A 19,181-nucleotide genomic window follows, 5' to 3' on the forward strand; every position below is an offset into this window, starting at 1 on the left:
GGTGGCCTTTTTCTTATGTACTTGGGGGCGTGTGATTTCAGCATAGAAAAAGCCACCAACCCGAAGGTGGTGGCTTTACCTTGATGTCTGGTTCGCCAAGAGAATGACGATTAGAGGCCGGTTTTTGCCTTAAGCGCCTTGGTCAGTGCGCTGACATCATCGCCATTCTGTTGAATGACAGATGTAAACTCGTCGCGCTGGGTAATCCCCATGCTTAAGCCTTCAATCGACACATCAATGATTTTGAATTCATTGTCAAATTCGCGCATGCGCCAGACGATGCTCACCGGAGGACCATCAGGGCGGACAAACCGCGAATTAACGAACGTGTCTTTGTTGTTTTGTGTCTCGTTGCCGACGACAAACTGCTCACCATTAAGTTCTTTGAACTGGTTGGCATAGTTCAAAGCCAGATAGTTTTGCAGCAGGGTGGCAAAGTCGCTGATTTCTTCTTGGGAAATTGACCGCCAATAGCGGCCAAGAACAAAGCGCGACACCACATCCATTTCAAAGTAGCGATCCATAAGAGCAACAAATTTCTTACGGCGTACGTCGTCAGGAAGGGTCTGATCGGTCAGGTCGGAAAGTGCCTGATCGGCAAGTGCTTGAATAACTTCAGATGCACTTTGTTCTGCTGCGATCTCAACAACCTCGACAGAGGTGTTATTTGCAGCATTCACTGTCAAAGGCCACGCCGCCGCCAAAGCAAGAACTGCTGTGGCGGCGGGAATGGCGAATTTGTTTTTCAGCATGGCTATCATTTATTCGCTGGCTGCTTCTACCGCTTCATCGAAATCAAAAGATGCACTTTCATCTTCGACTTCCGAGATCGGCGATGGTGTGCCGTTGCGGATGGCCGTGTTTCGCTGCTGACGATACAAGCTGCGCAATGCTGCATAATAGTCGATTGACGATTTCTGCAGTTCGTTCAACTGATTGATCGTGCTGTAGCGTGCATGCAATGCAGTCGCGCCCAAGCCACCCCAGTAAAGGGCTTCAAAGGTCTCGCTGTTTTCAGCGCCCCAGGTCAGCGGGTTGGCGACGTAGTCAACTGCAATGCCGGTGGTGTCACGCAGGTTGGATGGGCCAAGCAGCGGCAACACAATGTAAGGGCCGCCACCAATGCCATAATGGGCAAGGGTCTGGCCGAAATCTTCGCGGCGATATTCAATGCCGAAATCTGCAGCAACGTCATTGAAGCCCAACAAACCAAGTGTGGAGTTCATGATGAAACGCTGCAGAGAAGCTGCACCCTGATCCGGATCACCTTGCAAAAATGCGTTCAAGGAGTTCAACGGTTCATTCAGGTTGCGGACGAAACTTCCGACGGCTGTTTTAACGGGTTGCGGTGCAATGTCGCGGTACCACATTGCAGCAGGATACAGAACCATGAAATCAACTGCACTGTTCACGCCATGAACAACACGGTTTACTGGTTCGATCGGATCGTAATCACTCATGTCCTGCGCTGGTTGCGTTGAAGCACAAGCCGCCAAAAACGACAGAGACCCGACAGCACAAAGTGAAAGAAGATTTCGAAACTTCATTATTTTTAGCCAACCGATGTTCGATACGTACACTGTCCCCAATTCGCCGACGCTTTTGTGTCAGAAACACAAAAAACGCAACCCGACCTACTTCCTGCTCAAGAAGGGTGTCGTGTCGTGCCTTCGCCTCGAATATCCATGTGGGTAGCATAGGGTGAATTTAAACGCTAGCGAACAAAAAATTGAAAAGGATCAACGTCTTTTTTGGTGTGGCTTTTTTGTCATACCCCTTTTGGACAGGAAAATAGGGCTTGAGCATATATAAATATATCTTTATATCTGTCTTTAGTGAACGGGAGGCGTTGCTATGGAACAGGTTCTGGCAAGATTGCGCGCGGCGGCCGAAGCAACAAGGCTTCGCCTGTTAGCGATTTGTGCCGAGTGCGAACTGACCGTGAGCGAAATCACTCAGATCATCGGTCAAAGCCAGCCACGCGTGTCCCGGCATCTAAAATTGCTGTGTGAAGCTGGACTGCTTGTCCGATTCCGTGAAGGAACTTGGGTATTCTATCGTACCCCGCACAATAGTGCGGGTGCAGATATGGTCAGGCCGATACTTGATCTCCTTCCCGTGGATGATGAAACGCTGTCACTTGATCGGGCCCGCCTTGATCAGGTTAAGGTCCAACGCGAACAGATCGCGACCGAGTATTTTCGGGCCAATGCGAAAGACTGGGATCGTATCCGGTCGCTCCACGTTGACGAGGCTGTGGTCGAAAAGGCATTGCTTGATGCCGTCGGCAACCTCGCGGGCGGACGAATTCTTGATGTCGGTACGGGCACCGGTCGTATTCTTGAGCTGCTGGGGCGCACTGCCGAAGAAGGCGTTGGCGTTGACATGTCGCGTGAGATGTTGGCGGTTGCGCGTGCGCGTTTGCAACGTGCTGACCTTTCAAATTGTCTGGTCCGTCAGGCCGACATGTATCAATTGCCCTATCCCGGCGGCATGTTTGACATCGTGATCTTGCATCAGGTCCTGCATTTTGCAGAAAAACCCGAAGCCGCAATTGACGAAGCATCACGTGTTCTGGCCCCCGGCGGGCGTCTGGTTGTGGTCGATTTCGCATCCCACGACCGTGAAGAACTGCGCGAAGAACACGCACACCGCCGTTTGGGGTTTGACGATGCGGCAATCAGTACGTGGTTTCGCGCATGTGAACTTGCCCCTGACGATGTCATAAGCCTGCCGGGCAAGCCGCTAACCGTGCGGATCTGGTCTGCCAGGGCAGATACGGAAACAGCAAAACAAAAAACACACAAGGCGGCGGAATGATCCGCAGCCTGCCCCGAAATAGTAAAGGCCCAGTCCTATAATAAAAGACCTGGCCAAGGGAACGTGAAGACAGGATTGATATGATGACGGCACAAAAAAATACGGCAGCAAAAAATGACCTGCGGGTTTCGTTCGAATTCTTCCCCCCGAAAACGGAGAAGATGGAAGAAACCATGTGGCGGTCCATCCATCGGCTTGCGCCATTAAGCCCGTCGTTCGTGTCCGTGACCTATGGGGCGGGTGGAACCACCCGTGACCGCACACACAGCAGTGTGACGCGCATTCAGGGCGAAACCGGTATTCCGGCCGCCGCCCATCTGACCTGTGTGGGACATACCAAACAGGAAATCGAACAGATTGCGCGCAAATACTGGGACGAAGGCATTCGATCCATCGTGGCTCTTCGTGGTGATTTGCCCGATGCCGGTGATACATATGTGCCGACACCGGGGGGGTATGACTATGCGGCCGATCTGGTTGCCGGGTTAAAGGAAATTGCGGATTTCGATATTTCGGTTTCGGCTTATCCTGAAATGCATCCCGATGCGCCCAGTGCGGATTTTGAAATTGACTATCTGAAACGCAAACTCGATGCCGGGGCCAACCGGGCGATTACACAGTTTTTCTTTGATAACGAAACGTATCTTCGGTTCCGTGATAAATGTCAGGCAGCGGGGATTACCGCGCCGATCGTTCCGGGTATTTTGCCGGTGACCAATTTCGGGTCGCTTTTGAGATTTGCCAAGATGTGTGGTGCGGATGTACCAAAACGCTTCCATTGGCGGTTTGATGGACTTGATGATGATCCCGACACGCGCCGTATGGTTGCATTCCACGAAGCCATTTCACAGGTTGAAGGGTTGATGAAAGAAGGCGTGACCGATTTCCACTTCTATACCCTGAACCGAGCCGAGTTGACCTATGCCATCTGTCATGCGCTGGGCATTCGCGGAACAGAACAGGCTGTTGCCTGAACTCTGCACGCCAATTGCAACGCATGATAAAAATGACTGGATAAAGATGATGAATGATCGCAAGGAACGCATTGCCCTGCTGCGCAAACGGGCTGAAAACAAGATTTTGATCCTTGATGGCGCCATGGGCACCATGATCCAGAAGCACACCCTGACCGAGGATGATTATCGCGGTGAACGGTTTGCCGATTGGAAACAGGACGTCAAAGGCAATAACGATCTGCTGTCACTGACCCAGCCTGACATCATCAAGGATATCCATCTGCAATATATCGCGGCCGGTGCCGATCTGAACGGAACCAACACCTTCAGCGCGACGACGATTGCCCAGGCCGATTACGCCATGGAAGATCTCGCCTACGAGATCAATTTCGAAAGTGCCAAGATTGCGCGTGCGGCCTGTGATGAATGGGAAGCCGCCCATCCCGGTGATGTGCGGTTTGTAAATGGTGCCATTGGCCCGACCAACCGGACCGCATCCATGTCGCCAGATGTGAATAATCCGGGGTTCCGCGCCATCAGTTTTGATCAGTTGCGCACAGCCTATAAAGAAGCCGTAAACGGTCTTTTGGACGGTGGGGCGGATACGCTTCTGGTGGAAACCATTTTCGATACGCTGAACGCCAAGGCGGCCCTGTTTGCAATTGACGAAGTTCTGGAAGAACGCGGCGAAGACGTTCCGATCATGATTTCGGGAACGATTACCGATGCATCGGGCCGCACCCTGTCGGGGCAGACGACAGAGGCATTCTACAACTCTGTTCGTCATGCCAAGCCGTTCTCGATCGGCCTTAACTGCGCACTGGGTGCCGCACAGCTGCGCCCCTACGTTCAGGAACTATCGCGCATTGCTGAATGCCGCGTTTCGGTTTATCCCAATGCAGGGCTTCCCAACGAGTTTGGTGAGTATGACCAGACCGATGCGGAAATGGCCGAGCTGGTCAAAGAATGGGCCGATAGTGGCATGATCAATTTGTTGGGCGGTTGCTGTGGCACGACCCCGCCGCATATCAAGGCGATTGCCGATGCGGTTGGTCAGTCCAAACCGCGTCCGTTGCCAAAGATTGAGCCGAAAATGCGCTTGTCCGGCCTTGAGCCGTTCGACGCTGCATAAACCTGATATTGAGTGCGAAAAAGAGATCGAACAGACCCATGAGTGACATTTCAAGATTCATCAATATCGGCGAACGTACCAACGTTGCGGGCTCGATTAAGTTCAAGAAGCTAATTGTCGACGAAGACTATGATGCAGCCCTTGAAGTCGCCCGTCAGCAGGTCGAAAACGGTGCGCAGATCATCGATATCAACATGGATGATGCCATGCTTGATGCTGAAACGGCGATGGTCAAATTCATCAATTTGATCGCTGCCGAGCCAGACATCTCGCGTGTGCCGATCATGGTCGACAGTTCGAAATGGAATGTCATTGAGGCCGGGCTTAAATGTCTTCAGGGCAAGGGGATCGTTAACTCGATCAGCCTGAAAGAAGGCGATGAACCCTTTATCGCACAGGCCAAAATGCTGCGCCGCTATGGGGCGGCTGTGGTTGTGATGGCGTTTGATGAAAAAGGTCAGGCCGACACGGTTGATCGCAAGATCGAGATTTGCGAACGCAGTTACCGGGTACTGGTCGATCAGGTCGGTTTCCCGCCAGAAGATATCATTTTCGATCCCAACATCTTTGCGGTCGCAACGGGCATCGAAGAACACGACAACTATGCCGTTGATTTCATCGAAGCCTGTAAGCTGATCAAGGCGCGCTTGCCCTATGCCAAGATTTCCGGCGGTGTGTCGAACGTATCGTTCTCGTTCCGTGGCAACAACCCGGTCCGCGAAGCGATGCATTCGGTGTTCCTGTATTATGCCACCCAGGCGGGCATGGATATGGGCATCGTTAATGCCGGTCAGCTTGTGGTCTATGAACAAATCCCCGAAGAACTACGTGAACGGGTTGAAGACGTCATCCTGAACCGTCGTTCGGATGCGACCGACCGTTTGCTGGAAGTCGCGGACAAATACAAAGGTACGGGCGGGCCAGAGAAAAAGGCCGATCTTGAATGGCGCAAAAAACCAGTCAATGAGCGGTTGGCACATGCCTTGATCAATGGCATTGCCGAGTTCGCCGAAGAAGATGCCGAAGAAGCCCGCCAGCAGGCCGAGCGTCCCCTTCATGTCATCGAAGGCCCCTTGATGGATGGCATGAACATCGTTGGTGACCTGTTTGGCGCCGGTAAGATGTTCTTGCCGCAGGTCGTGAAATCGGCCCGTGTGATGAAAAAGGCAGTGGCCTATCTGATCCCGTTCATCGAAGAAGAAAAAGACGGGGTGCGCGAAACCAACGGCAAGATCCTGCTCGCCACGGTAAAGGGCGATGTCCATGACATCGGCAAAAACATCGTTGGTGTGGTCCTGCAATGTAACAACTTCGAGGTTCTTGACCTTGGTGTGATGGTCCCCACCCAGAAAATCATCGAAACGGCCAAGGCCGAGAAGGTTGATATGATCGGACTGTCGGGTTTGATCACGCCATCACTCGAAGAAATGACATATGTCGCAGCCGAGATGGAACGCGAAGGTCTTGATATCCCGCTTTTGATTGGCGGGGCGACAACGTCCAAGGTTCATACCGCGGTTAAAATCGCACCGAACTATAACAAATCGGTGGTTTACGTCATTGATGCGTCGCGCGCAGTCGGTGTCGCCAGCAAGCTGGTGTCTGAAACACATCGTGAAAAGTTCGCGTCCGAAATCCATGCTGAATATGTCGCGATGGCGGAAAAGCACGCGGCCCAGCAGTTGCAGAAAAAGCGTTTTGCGATTGACCATGCACGTGCCAACAAGGTGCAACTTGATTGGGACGCCTATGACGTTCCTGCTCCGGCAAAACCCGGCATTACCGTGTTTGAAGATTTCGATCTGGCCGAACTGGTGTCGCGCTTTGACTGGAAGCCGTTCTTTGAAACCTGGGAATTGCATGGTCGGTTCCCTGATATTCTCAAGGACGAGAAAGTCGGTGAAACCGCGCGCAGTCTTTATGAAGACGCGCAGGCGATGCTCAAACGCATTGTTGATGAAAAATGGTTCAAGCCGCGCGCCGTTGTGGGCATCTGGCCGGCCAATTCGGTCGATGACGATATCGAGGTAACCCCGGCACCCGATCATAATGAACCGGTGATGCTGCGCACCTTGCGTCAACAGATGTTCCGCGAGAACAACAAACGTCCGAACCGTGCACTTGCCGATTACATTGCACCAAAAGACAGCGGTAAAACCGACTATATCGGTGGCTTTGTGGTCACCGCCGGTCCGCAGGTTGAAGAAATCGCTTCCAAGCTTGAAGCCGAGCATGACGATTACAATGCGATCTTGGTTAAGGCATTGGGAGACCGTTTCGCCGAAGCCTTTGCCGAACGCATGCACGAACATGTGCGTAAGGACCTTTGGGGCTATGCATCGGATGAAACGCTGGCCAATGATGATCTGATTTCGGAAAAATATCGCGGTATCCGTCCGGCGCCGGGCTATCCTGCCTGCCCGGAACATACCGAGAAACGCACATTGTGGCAGCTGCTTGATGCCAATAAAAATGTCGGCGTTGAATTGACCGAAAGCTGTGCCATGACCCCGGCATCGTCGGTAAGCGGGTTCTATTTCGCCCACCCCGAAGCCAAATATTTTGGCCTTGGCAAGATCGAACGCGATCAGGTCGAAAGTTATGCCGAACGTAAAGGCATGACCATGACCGAGGCCGAACGTTGGTTAGCACCGAACCTGAATTACGATCCGCGTCGGGCATAAAGCCCAACCGGTCGCAATGAAAAACCCCGCAGACTGCACTCTGCGGGGTTTTTTACGTTCTCAGGGACCGGATTAAAATGGTGCCAGTCTCTGCTCATCCAGTCTCAGTTTATCTTGTCGTTTCCATGAAACGACCACGCTCTGTGATGCCAACAATCAAAATACCAATCAGCGCAAGTGACAGGTAACCACCGACAAGCGGGGTGACGGTCCCGTTAAATTGCTGGCCGATGATGCCACCGGCAACCACACCAATGATCGTGCTGTAAACACCAATCATCGAAGACGCGGTTCCTGCAATCGCACCAACTGGCTCCATCGCCAGCGAATTGAAGTTGGGCATGGTCAACGAGAAGCAGAACAATGTCACCGTCAAACCAATGCCAAACACCGGAAGGGGTGGTTGGCCATTAAAGGCGATCGCAATCACAACATTGATCAGGCTGCTAAGCGCCATGACAAAGAGTGCAACGTGCGAGATTTTGCGCATACCAAGCTTACGCACCAGTCGTGCATTAACGAACGACGAAAAACTCATGCAGGCTGCGATCATGCCAAACGCCAGCGGGAACCAAACGCCAAGACCATAGACTTCCGTCTCAAAGATCTGCTGGGCGGAACCGATATAGGCCATCAGACAGGCAAACATCATTCCCATTGCGGTTGAATAGCCAAGCGTCTGACGATTGGTGGCCGTGGTTTTAATGTCCCGTGCAATCCGGCGGACGGATAATTTGTGACGGTATTCCGGATGCAGGGTTTCGGGCATACGCAGCATGTACCAGCAGGCAATGGCAATCGCCAGAACCAGCGTGCTGACAAAAATCATGTGCCAGTTGGCAAGCGCAAGGATCAGGCTGCCTGAGGCGGGTGCAAATACCGGAAGGATGATGAACACCATCATGACAAACGACATGACACGGGCCATTTCCCGACCTTCAAAACAGTCACGCGTGATTGCCATGGTCAGAACGCGTGGTGCCGCGGCTCCAAGCCCCTGAACAAAACGGGCGATCAGCAAATGGTCGTAGCTGTCAGCAAAGATCGCCATGATCGTGCCAACGCTATATATGCCCAGTCCGACAATGAGCGTCGGACGGCGACCAAAACTGTCGGCAAGCGGGCCATACACGATCTGCATCAAGCCAAAGGCGATCATAAAGACATAAATCAGCAACTGCATGCGATTGCCGTCTTCAATGCCAAAATCGTCGGCGATCGGACCAAAGGCAGGCAGAAGGTTATCAATTGAAAGGGCGACAAGCCCGATGGTGATCGCCATCAGGCAGACAAATTCAGCAAATCCGGGCAGCGGACGCGCCGCAGGGGCACCCGTTGGTTGAGGTTCATTCATAATTCGAAATTCCGTAGAAACGGTTTGGGGTGGCGCAGTTATATCTGCGTTTGCAGGCCACAGCATGGCGTATTTCACTTATAGATGGCAATGATCGTTTTTTGAAACACGCGATGCGGCCATGCGTGTTTTCCTGTCAAATAGCGCGACGCCATAAAACGCAAAATATATGCTGCCGGTGATGCCATAACGCTAAATTAGACATGGTGTTTACGGTCTTTACCCTTTATTCGCAGCAATCACCGATCCTATGATCCTTGTTCTTTCAATATTTGCTCGCCGGTGTTGCGGAAATGGCTGAAAAACTTATCAAATCGAATATCTTGCTCAGCCGCATGCGCCGTTTGGCTAAAAGCGAGCAATTGGTTTTGTCGATACTGGCCTTGGCGGTTGGTGCCTTGGCTGGCGGTGGGACAATCCTGTTTCGCGACGGGATTTTACTTGTGCAGTCATTTGTCTATGGCTGGGGAGAAGAATCCCTTCATGAGCATATGAAGGGACTGAGCAACTGGCATCTGATCCTTGGCCCGACGGCAGGTGGGCTTTTGGTCGGTATTTTCATTTACAAGTTTCTACCCGAACGGCGGGCGCATGGCGTGGCCGATGTGATTGATGCGGCGTCCTTTCACGATGCGCGCATGTCGACGCGCTGCGGGATCAAAAGTGCGCTTGCCAGTGCTGTGTCACTGGGCAGCGGGGCATCGCTTGGCCGTGAAGGACCGGTTGTCCATATGGGCGCATCCTTTGGCGCTTGGCTTGCCCGTATCCTGCATCTACGCCGCAGTGCTGCACGAACGCTTTTGGGATGTGGTGTGGCATCGGCGGTGGCGGCCTCTTTTAATGCGCCATTGGCCGGGGTGTTCTTTGCCCATGAAGTCGCCCTTGGTCACTATGCCAGGACCTCATTTGCACCGATTGTCATGTCGTCGGTGATGGGAACTGTGATTACGCGTCTTTATTATGGTTCCGACGTTGCGTTTTTAATTCCGTCCCATGAAATCCAGTCATTCTGGGAATTCCCGGCCTTTGCCCTGTTGGGCCTTTTGGCCGGGGTCGCGGCAATGCTGACTGTGCGCGCTATCGCCGTTGTGCAGAAAGTTGCTGATCGGGGTCGCGCACCGCTTTGGCTGCGTCCGGCAATTGCTGGCTTGATTGTTGGCGTTGTTGGCCTTGGTTTTCCGCAAGTCTTCGGTGTCGGCTATGGTGCAATGAATGACGCACTTTATGAAGCTTACAGCCTGACCTTTTTGATCGGTCTTTTGTTGGCCAAGGCGTTTGTCGTTTCGATTTGTATGGGGCTTGGCTTTGCCGGGGGGATGTTTAGTCCGTCCTTGTTCCTCGGTGCAATGCTTGGGGGCGCGTTTGGCATTATTGCGACCCATGTGTTCCCTGATCTGTCGTCCGGGCATGGGGCCTATACCCTTGTCGGGATGGGGGCGGTGGCGGCTGCCATTCTGGGCGCACCGATTTCGACAACCCTGATCATCTTTGAGCTGACCGGCGATTATGAATTAACGGTCGCGGTGATGGTGGCCTCGGTTTTGGCATCGGTGATCATGGATCAGTTCAATGGCGGTTCATTCTTCCAGTGGCAGCTTAAATGTCGCGGCCTTTCGACCCGCTGGGGCCGGGAGGTCAATCTTCTGCGCATGATGAAAGTCGCTGACATCATGAAACGCGAATACGAAACAGTTCCCCTGACGGACGGCCTGCCAGCCGTGCGCGAAAAGCTGATTAATGCGCCTTATTCCGAACTGTTTGTCGTTGACGAAAACGGAAAGCTGCACGGCACGATCACACTGACCGATTTGCGCCACGCGGCGTTTGATCTCAATCTGGGCGATGAAGTGACGGCGGGCCAAGTTGCGCGTTCCAAGCCACCAGTGCTTTATCGTACCGACAGCATCGAAAAAGCCGTTCGTTTGATGGAAGAAACCGGCGAAGAACATTTGCCGGTTCTCGATAATGATCAAGAACGCCAAATGATCGGTTTCGTCCATGAAAAGGATGCGATGATGGCCTACAACAACGCGCTTTTGGAATTGCAAAGCGAAGAACGCGGGGATGCCCCGCCGAAGCTGTTTTGATCTGGGTGCGCTTATGGGGACGTTTCATAGACCCGCAAAGCTTCATCTGATTGCCGGTGCACGCCCGAACTTCATGAAAATTGCCCCACTTTGGCATGCGTTAAAAGATACGTCAGATATTACGCCGGTCTTTGTTCATACGGGCCAGCACACAAATTCTGTCATGTCGTCCGAGGTCTGGCATGACCTTGGCCTGCCCGCGCCGGACCATCATCTGATGCCCTTGGGGGCAGGCCCGACCACCGAACGTCCATCTTTCCCAAACGATGCAATGCGGGCAGCCTATAAGACGCTGTGTCAGGCGGACCGACCTGACGCCGTTTTGGTCGTCGGGGATGTTAGCTCCGCTCTTACCTGTGCGACGGTTGCCCATGAATTGGCAATGCCCCTGATCCACCTCGAAGCAGGCTTGCGCAGTTTTGATCCGCGCATGACCGAAGAAACCAACCGCATTGAAATAGACCATTTGGCGGACCTGTTGCTCACACCATCCCCGGATGCAGATCAAAACTTGATCCGCGAAGGGATCGCGACGGACCGCATCGTGCGTGTCGGCAACATCATGATGGACAGTCTGGAACGCCTACGCCCGGCCATCGACGCCGCCCGGATGTGTGGTACATTGGGGTTGGAACACGACGGCTACGGGCTGGTGACATTGCATCGCCCGGAAAACGTCGATGATCCCAAACGCCTGATGGCGATCATGGGGGAACTTGAAAAACTGGCCGAACGCCAACCGATTGTCTTTCCTGTTCACCCACGTACACAAAACGCACTTCGTCTGATTGGGGGGCGACCATCCCATCCCCAGATAGCTTTACAGCTGTGCGAGCCGATGCCCTATGCGGGCTTTATCAGTCTGGTTTTGACAGCCCGTTTCGTTGTGACGGATTCGGGCGGCCTACAGGAAGAAACCAGTTATCTTGGTGTTGATTGTTTTACGCTGCGCGATACGACGGAACGTCCGGTGACTGTCACCCATGGGACGAATAAACTGGTGATGCTGGATAATATGATTTCCACCATTCGACAGCGTGACCCGCATGATTTAAGGCGGTGCGATACCCCGATTGACCTATGGGATGGTAAAACGGCAACTCGGGTTGTTGCGGCTCTCCGTGATTTTATTTCGCGTATGCCTCGTTCCTGAGTGGTGTGTCACGGATGATGCGGCAAAACGGGCGCAAAAAGTGTCATTGGGTTGGGAAAGAGTTGGCCGATGTTCCTGATTTGTTGCAATATGTAAAAAATTCAGTCGCCCGGTCGGGATGCAAGACTGGCCCTCTGACCTCAGCGTGATATATATGCCGTCATGATGGATGATCCCTTCGAAATTGATGAATTCGCCGCCAGCCCGGAAATGCGCTTGTCAGACGCCCCGGCCCCGGCATATCTTGACAACCTGAATGCCGAGCAGCGCGACGCTGTCGAAACGCTGGATGGGCCGTTGCTGGTTCTGGCTGGTGCGGGCACCGGGAAAACCCGTGTTTTGACAACCCGGCTTGCGCATTTGCTCGAAACCAAGGCGCAAAGCGAACGCCTGCATCCCCATCAGATCCTTGCGGTGACCTTTACCAACCGTGCGGCAAAGGAAATGCAGGAACGTGTCGCACAGGCCCTTGGCCGTCCGGTCGAAGGATGGTGGCTGGGAACGTTCCACTCGCTTTCGGCCCGTTTGTTGCGCCGTCATGCCGATTTGATCGGGCTGCAATCAAACTTCACCATTCTTGATAGCGACGATCAGGTCCGTCTGCTTAAGCAGATCATGGATGCCGAACAGATCGACCCGAAAAAATGGCCTGCCAAGCAGCTGATGGGCATCATTCAGCGCTGGAAGGACAAGGGCCTGACACCTGAGCGCGTCAATGAAAGTGTCGAGTTCGCCAATGGCGGGGCCAAGCACCTGTATCAGATTTATCAAGATCGCCTGAAGGTTTTGAATGCCTGCGATTTTGGTGACCTCTTGCTGCATTGCCTGACCCTGTTTCAAAAGCACCCCGACGTGCTCAAGCAGTATCAAAACACCTTCCGCTATATCCTTGTTGATGAGTATCAAGATACCAACGTCGCGCAGTATCTTTGGCTACGCGCAATGGCGATGGTTCACCGCAATATTTGCTGTGTCGGGGATGATGATCAGGCGATCTATAGCTGGCGCGGGGCCGAGGTGGGCAACATCCTGCGGTTTGAGTCTGATTTCCCCGGGGCCAAGGTGGTCAAACTTGAACAAAATTATCGTTCAACCCCGCATATTCTGGCGACCGCATCCAAACTGATTACATTCAACGATGGCCGTCTGGGCAAACAGCTTTGGACTGAACTGGATACCGGCGAAAAGGTTTTTGTCAAAGGTGTCTGGGACGGGGAGGCGGAAGCCCGTCTGGTCGGTGAAGACATCGAAGCGCTTCAGCGTAATGGTATTGGTGCCGCGCAGATGGCGATCCTTGTGCGTGCCGGTTTTCAAACCCGTGAATTTGAAGAACGGCTGATCACCCTTGGCATTCCGTACCGGGTTGTTGGCGGACCGCGTTTCTACGAACGACAAGAAATCCGCGATGCGCTGGCCTATATCCGCATGGTCGCACAGCCCAATGACAGTCTGGCGTTTGAACGCATCGTCAATGTGCCCAAGCGCGGGGTTGGCAAGGCCACACTTCAGACCCTGCATCAATATTCGCGTGATCAGGCGATCCCGCTGCCTGCTGCCGCCCGCGATTTGATTGATACCGAAGAACTTAAACCCAAAATGCGTCAAAGTATCGGCGGGTTGCTGGGCGATTTCAAACGCTGGGGCGAAATGCTGGCTGACAAGTCGCATGTTGAGGTGGTGCAGGCCGTGCTGGATGAAAGCGGCTATACCGATATGTGGCGCACTTCCAAGGAAATTGACGCACCCGGTCGGTTGGAAAACCTAAGTGCGCTTGTCTCGGCCATTGGTGAGTTTGAAAACCTGACCAGCTTCCTTGAACATGTGTCGCTTGTCATGGAAAACGTCCAAAACGATGCGGACGAAAAAGTCACCATCATGACCCTGCATGCCGCCAAGGGGCTGGAATTTGACTATGTTTTCCTGCCCGGCTGGGAAGAAGGCGTCTTCCCCCATCAACGTGCGATGGATGAAAGTGGCGTTAAGGGCCTGGAGGAAGAACGTCGTCTGGCCTATGTCGGGATCACCCGCGCGCGCAAACGTGCCACGGTGCTTTATGCCGCCAACCGTCGGATTTATAACCAGTGGCAATCGGCGCTGCCGTCGCGCTTTGTTGATGAGCTGCCCGATGAACATATTGACCGGATCAGTGATACCGGCCTTGGCGGGCATGGGGGCAATCATTCGCCCGGTGCCTGGGGGTCGGATGACTGGATGAAGATGCCAAGCTGGGCCGATGAAAGTTCAAACCGCAATCAGGTTCTGGGTGCGGGGGAACGTAAATTTGCCTCAAGCGGCTGGCAGGACCGGATGCGCAAAAACGTCATTGACGTTAAGCCCGACGGCGACGTCAGCTTTAGCAGCAATTCGAAATCGTCGAAATACAAGGTTGGGGACGCGGTACGTCACCGTAAATTCGGACCGGGCACGGTAAGCGCAGTTGAAGGCAACAAGCTTGAAATCCATTTCGAAGGTGTCGGGACAAAGAAAGTGGTCGACAGCTTTATCCTGCCGGGGTAAGCCCCGGATCAAATTTCAGGAAGACTGTTTAACCGGGCGGCGATTGCGCGCGGCCCAGACAAGCGAGAAGCAATATGACCGAACCCGTCCTAAGCTATAACTTCCAGTTCGAAGTTAATGGCGCCTATGCCGCGGCCTTTGCCGATGCGCTGTTTGAATATTGTGATGCGCTGTCACACTTTGAACGCGACGGTGATCCAGATGGCCCGTGGCGCATTGAAGGTTTCGCAGGTCAACCGTTTGATAAGGGCGAAGTCGAAACCGCAGTGTCGATCATGGCATCCGCCATGGGGATTGATACACCTGCGGTAAGCTTTGGCACCTATGAGCCCAAAGACTGGGTCAGTGAGAACCTGCGCAGCTTCAAGCCGATTTCGGTCGGACGTTTTTATGTCCATGGATCGCATTGGGGCGAAGGCGTGCCGGTGGCCAAAACCGGGCTTCAGGTCGATGCCGGACTGGCATTTGGATCGGGCGAGCACCAGACCACCAAGGGATGTCTGGCCGCGATTGACTGGATGGCCAAAAAAGGTCCGCGTTTTAACGCACTTGATATGGGCTGTGGGTCGGGCATTCTGGGCATGGCCTGTGCCAAAACATGGCGTTGCCCGGTTGTGATGGCCGATATTGATCCGGCATCTGTGCGGGTGGCGCGTGAAAATGCCAAAATCAACAAGATTGCCGATCTGGTCACCGCCATTCACTCCAACGGTTTTCAGGATACCCGCATTCGGGGGGCTGGGCATTACGACATTGTCTGTGCCAACATTCTTGCCCGGCCGTTGCGGGCCATGGCACGTGATTTGACCAGCACCCTGTCTGACGACGGTGTTGTGATCCTGTCGGGCCTGCTATCGCATCAGGAACAGTTTGTCCTGTCGGCCTACCGCGAAGTTGGCCTGTCGCTGATTAAGCGGTTCAAGGTCGAAAACTGGACCACACTTCTGGTCGGCTAAACCGAACGGATACTGGAATTCAAAAGGCCACGCATTGCGTGGCCTTTTTGCATTTTGACGCAAAAGAAAGTCGGGGAGGCGGTCTTTACCGCCCACCCGATACGTCAAGAATACTGCCCGTGACATAAGACGCATCGTCTGAGATCAGCCAGTAAATACTTTGGGCAACTTCGTCCGCTGCACCCGGCCTGCCAAGCGCGCAGGCTGGCCCCAGTTCTTTGACACGTTCAGGGCGGCCAACACTGGCATGAATTTCGGTATCAATGATGCCGGGGCGCACGGCATTTACCCGAACGCCCTTGGGCCCAAGTTCCTTGGCCAAGCCGATGGTCAGGGTATCAACAGCTCCCTTTGACCCGGCATAATCAACATATTCATCCGGGGAGCCAAGTTTTGCCGCAACCGAGGATACATTCACAAGTGCCCCGCCCGATGACAGCATGCGCGCAGCTTCGCGCGCCACCAGATAAGCCCCAAGAACATTGGTGTCAAAAACCGCCTTCATACGGTCTATGTCCATATCGGCAAGAGAGCTTTTAGGCGCAACAATCCCGGCATTATTGACCACCCCGTCAAGCGGGCCAAACCGTTCGTGGGCGGCGGCGAAAAAATCGGCAACGCTATTTTCGTCGCGCACATCACATTTGCGCGCAAAGGCATTGCCAGTAAATCCGGCCCGTTCACACATCGCACAGGTTTGATCGGCACTTTCCTGATTGCCGACAAAACTGATGGCGACGTTCCATCCCTTGCGGGCAAAAAGAACGGCCGTTGCGCGACCGATGCCGCGTGATCCACCGGTGATAAGGATTGTCTTGGTCATAGCCACCCCAAAAATGGTCTTTGTTTTGTGCACTATGGCGCGGCGGGGCGCGCTTGGTCAAAAAGAAACGGCCCTGCTGTGGAGAAGCAGGGCCGTTTCAGAGGGAAGAGACAAAAATTACCGCTAGGACCATGAACCTTGATCCTGCGTTGCGTCTTTTGGCATCCGACCAGTCCGGGCGGGATTGATCCGGTTAATCCTTGTCCTGTGTATCGATTTTACCGATTGGCGACCGGTAGTTTTCATCGTCTGCCAGATGGGCAGGGCCAGTATCAAGGCCGAGCGCTGTTTTTTGACCGAGGGCCAGGCGCTCAAGACCGTCATAGGCCGTCTGTCGACGACGAGATTGTACGATACTCAGGGCAGTAATAGGAAAACGGATCACCGTTCTTGGTCTCCTGCAAATTGACGTCCCGACAGGGCATCTTTTTGTCACCGACATGTAATAAGTTAATCTTTAGCTAATTTGTATTGCGAAGCTTGCAGGGCATTCATACCCCTGACGCATGTGAGGGTATAGGTCGCGGGTAAATGATATAAAATATGCGCAAAATCTTTGATGCTTGCGCGGGGTCGGTAACAACCCTTACATAGGGTGTCTGCCCCACGTACCGAAAGAGGATGTTCATGACGATTTCCGGCGATGCCCAACTTGCAACCCTGCTTGAACGCGACAAGGTCCGTAAGGATGTTAGCGCTATCATTGACCTGATTGATGGTGTGCTTGCAGCAGCCGATGGTGATACGCGTACCGACTGGATTGATCTGATTGTGTCCTCGCCAAGTGATGAGCTGACCTCGGCGTTACTCGCCCTGCGTGATGAACGCAAAGGGCTGTTTAAGGAAGCAAAGGACGGCTTTGATGCAGCAGAACGCGTTGCAGCCTTGCGCACCTATTTGGCCGCCAAGGGTGTTGACGGTTTTATTGTCCCGCGTGCGGATGAACATCAGGGCGAAAATGTACCGGCACGCGCCGAACGTCTGGCGTGGCTGACCGGCTTTACCGGCTCGGCCGGGGCGGCGGTGGTGCTTGGGGATAAGGCTGCCGTGTTTATCGATGGTCGCTATACCATTCAGGTGCGTCAGCAGGTTAACCGTGATCTGTTTGAATACCGCCATCTGGTCGATGAACCTGTTGTTGGCTGGTTGCATGACAATCTGAAAACCGGCCAGAAAATGGCCTATGACCCGTGGCTGCACACGGTCCAGCAGGCAGCACATTTACGCTCTGCCTGTGAGGGGGTCGGTGCGGAACTGGTGGCAATTGATACCAACCCGATTGACGCACTTTGGCACGCACAACCGGCCATGCCACTTGGCCCGGTGCGCCCGCATCCGATTGAATATGCCGGAAAGTCCACAGCCGATAAACGTGTTCAAATTGCCGACGCACTTTCGCGTATTTCCTGTGACAGTGCCATTTTGTCGGCACCAGACAGCATTGCATGGCTTTTGAATATTCGCGGTGCCGATGTGCCGCAAACACCACTGGCACTTGGCTATGCCATCATCAACGGTGATGCCTCGGTGGAACTGTTCATCGATGACCGCAAAGTCGCACCTGAAACGGTTAAATGGCTGTCGGGCGAAGCAACCTTGCGCGCGCCTGGTGAATTGTCCGCCGCATTGAAGGCGATGGGCAATCAGTCCGTGCGACTGGATGAGGCAACCGCGTCAGATTGGCTGCGCATGCAACTAAGTACTGCGGGGGCGACCGTTCGGGTTGGTCGTGATCCGATCGCCCTTCCCAAGGCATGCAAGAATGATGTCGAACTTGAAGGTTCACGCAAAGCCCACAAACGTGACGGCGAAAAAATTATCCGCTACTTCAAGTGGCTTGACGAAGCAGCCGCCGACGGCAGCATTGATGAACGCGTTGCCGCCGATAAACTTTTGTCGCTGCGTGCCGAGGACCCGCTGTTTCGTGATTCCAGTTTTGAAACCATTCCGGGCAGTGGCCCGAACGGCGCATTGTGCCATTACCGCAATACGCCCGAAAGCAATCGCAACCTGACACCGGGTGAGATTTTCCTGATTGATTCGGGCGGTCAGTATGTTGATGGCACCACCGATATTACCCGGACCACGGTGATTGGCGACCCCAGTCAGGAACACCGGGATCGCTTTACCCGGGTTCTCAAAGGTCACATCGCACTGGCCCGCGCGATCTTCCCGGTTGGTACCACCGGTCAGCAGCTTGATACACTGGCGCGCATGCCGTTATGGGAAGTCGGTCTTGATTTTGATCATGGCACCGGGCACGGCGTTGGCAGTTACCTTGGCGTGCACGAAGGCCCGCAACGCATTTCCAAGGCGGCCAACAAGATTGCCCTGAAACCGGGGATGATCCTGTCGAACGAGCCGGGTTTCTATAAAGAAGGCGAATACGGTATTCGCATCGAAAACCTGATTGCGGTCACCGAAATTGATGGACCGGTTGGCGCGGACCGTAAGATGCTTGGCTTTGAAACGCTAACCTTCTCGCCGATTGAGCGAAAATTGATCGATCCGGAATTGATGAATGCCGATGAACTGCAGTGGCTTAATGACTACCACGCGCAGGTCTATGCCCTTTATGCCGATGATCTTGACGAAGATCACCTTGAATGGCTGCAAAAGGCAACTGCACCGATCAAGAAAAAACGGGCATGATTGCGCAACGTTTTACCGCGATGTGAAAAACAGAAGCCGCTCCGATC

Annotated in this window: 14 protein-coding genes; 9 read left to right on the forward strand and 5 right to left on the reverse strand. The window is 53.7% G+C overall.

Annotated features, from left to right (window positions below):
• Nucleotides 1–110: 110 nt before the first annotated feature.
• Nucleotides 111–752, reverse strand: coding sequence for an MlaC/ttg2D family ABC transporter substrate-binding protein (locus COO92_RS02370; protein ID WP_101300020.1), 642 nt, complete (start codon nucleotides 750–752; stop codon nucleotides 111–113).
• A gap of 9 nt (nucleotides 753–761) precedes the next feature.
• Nucleotides 762–1,460 (reverse strand): MlaA family lipoprotein, encoded by a 699-nt coding sequence (locus COO92_RS02375; protein WP_101299553.1) that lies wholly within the window; start codon nucleotides 1,458–1,460, stop codon nucleotides 762–764.
• A gap of 394 nt (nucleotides 1,461–1,854) precedes the next feature.
• Here COO92_RS02375 and COO92_RS02380 point away from each other — a divergent pair, with 394 nt between their 5' ends.
• The 4 genes from COO92_RS02380 to metH all read left to right on the forward strand — a co-directional run bounded on the left by COO92_RS02380 (nucleotide 1,855) and on the right by metH (nucleotide 7,592).
• The gene (locus tag COO92_RS02380) at nucleotides 1,855–2,820 is read left to right on the forward strand and encodes an ArsR/SmtB family transcription factor (protein WP_101299555.1); all 966 of its coding nucleotides are present in this window, start codon (nucleotides 1,855–1,857) and stop codon (nucleotides 2,818–2,820) included.
• A gap of 83 nt (nucleotides 2,821–2,903) precedes the next feature.
• Complete coding sequence (gene metF, locus COO92_RS02385; protein ID WP_101300021.1) at nucleotides 2,904–3,794, forward strand: methylenetetrahydrofolate reductase; 891 nt, start codon at nucleotides 2,904–2,906, stop codon at nucleotides 3,792–3,794.
• Between the two features lie 49 nt (nucleotides 3,795–3,843).
• Nucleotides 3,844–4,908 (forward strand): homocysteine S-methyltransferase family protein, encoded by a 1,065-nt coding sequence (locus COO92_RS02390; protein WP_101299557.1) that lies wholly within the window; start codon nucleotides 3,844–3,846, stop codon nucleotides 4,906–4,908.
• 38 nt (nucleotides 4,909–4,946) lie between these two features.
• Nucleotides 4,947–7,592, forward strand: coding sequence for a methionine synthase (metH, locus tag COO92_RS02395; protein ID WP_101299559.1), 2,646 nt, complete (start codon nucleotides 4,947–4,949; stop codon nucleotides 7,590–7,592).
• A 109-nt stretch (nucleotides 7,593–7,701) separates the two neighbouring features.
• Here metH and COO92_RS02400 read toward each other — a convergent pair whose 3' ends face one another.
• Nucleotides 7,702–8,946 (reverse strand): multidrug effflux MFS transporter, encoded by a 1,245-nt coding sequence (locus COO92_RS02400; protein WP_101299561.1) that lies wholly within the window; start codon nucleotides 8,944–8,946, stop codon nucleotides 7,702–7,704.
• Between the two features lie 293 nt (nucleotides 8,947–9,239).
• Between COO92_RS02400 and COO92_RS02405 the strand changes: the two genes are divergently transcribed.
• The 4 genes from COO92_RS02405 to COO92_RS02420 all read left to right on the forward strand — a co-directional run bounded on the left by COO92_RS02405 (nucleotide 9,240) and on the right by COO92_RS02420 (nucleotide 15,659).
• Nucleotides 9,240–11,033 (forward strand): chloride channel protein, encoded by a 1,794-nt coding sequence (locus COO92_RS02405; RefSeq protein WP_101300023.1) that lies wholly within the window; start codon nucleotides 9,240–9,242, stop codon nucleotides 11,031–11,033.
• Nucleotides 11,011–12,186: a non-hydrolyzing UDP-N-acetylglucosamine 2-epimerase gene (gene wecB / locus COO92_RS02410; protein ID WP_206186341.1), complete on the forward strand. Its 1,176-nt coding sequence runs from the start codon at nucleotides 11,011–11,013 to the stop codon at nucleotides 12,184–12,186. The genes COO92_RS02405 and wecB overlap by 23 nt, the downstream gene beginning before the upstream one ends.
• Nucleotides 12,187–12,351: 165 nt before the next feature.
• Complete coding sequence (locus COO92_RS02415) at nucleotides 12,352–14,703, forward strand: ATP-dependent helicase (protein ID WP_165792270.1); 2,352 nt, start codon at nucleotides 12,352–12,354, stop codon at nucleotides 14,701–14,703.
• 74 nt (nucleotides 14,704–14,777) lie between these two features.
• Nucleotides 14,778–15,659 carry a 50S ribosomal protein L11 methyltransferase gene (locus tag COO92_RS02420; protein ID WP_101299565.1) on the forward strand — a complete coding sequence of 294 codons (882 nt, stop codon included), beginning with the start codon at nucleotides 14,778–14,780 and terminating at the stop codon, nucleotides 15,657–15,659.
• An 85-nt stretch (nucleotides 15,660–15,744) separates the two neighbouring features.
• Here COO92_RS02420 and COO92_RS02425 read toward each other — a convergent pair whose 3' ends face one another.
• On the reverse strand, nucleotides 15,745–16,482 hold the full coding sequence (locus COO92_RS02425; protein WP_101299567.1) for an SDR family oxidoreductase: 738 nt from the start codon (nucleotides 16,480–16,482) through the stop codon (nucleotides 15,745–15,747).
• Between the two features lie 193 nt (nucleotides 16,483–16,675).
• Entirely contained in the window at nucleotides 16,676–16,867 is a 192-nt protein-coding gene (locus COO92_RS02430) for a hypothetical protein (RefSeq protein WP_022734321.1), read from the reverse strand.
• Between the two features lie 242 nt (nucleotides 16,868–17,109).
• Between COO92_RS02430 and COO92_RS02435 the strand changes: the two genes are divergently transcribed.
• Nucleotides 17,110–19,134, forward strand: coding sequence for an aminopeptidase P family protein (locus tag COO92_RS02435; protein WP_101299569.1), 2,025 nt, complete (start codon nucleotides 17,110–17,112; stop codon nucleotides 19,132–19,134).
• Nucleotides 19,135–19,181 lie beyond the last annotated feature (47 nt).

The sequence above is a fragment of the Thalassospira lohafexi genome, assembly GCF_002844275.1.
Lineage (GTDB): Bacteria > Pseudomonadota > Alphaproteobacteria > Rhodospirillales > Thalassospiraceae > Thalassospira > Thalassospira lohafexi.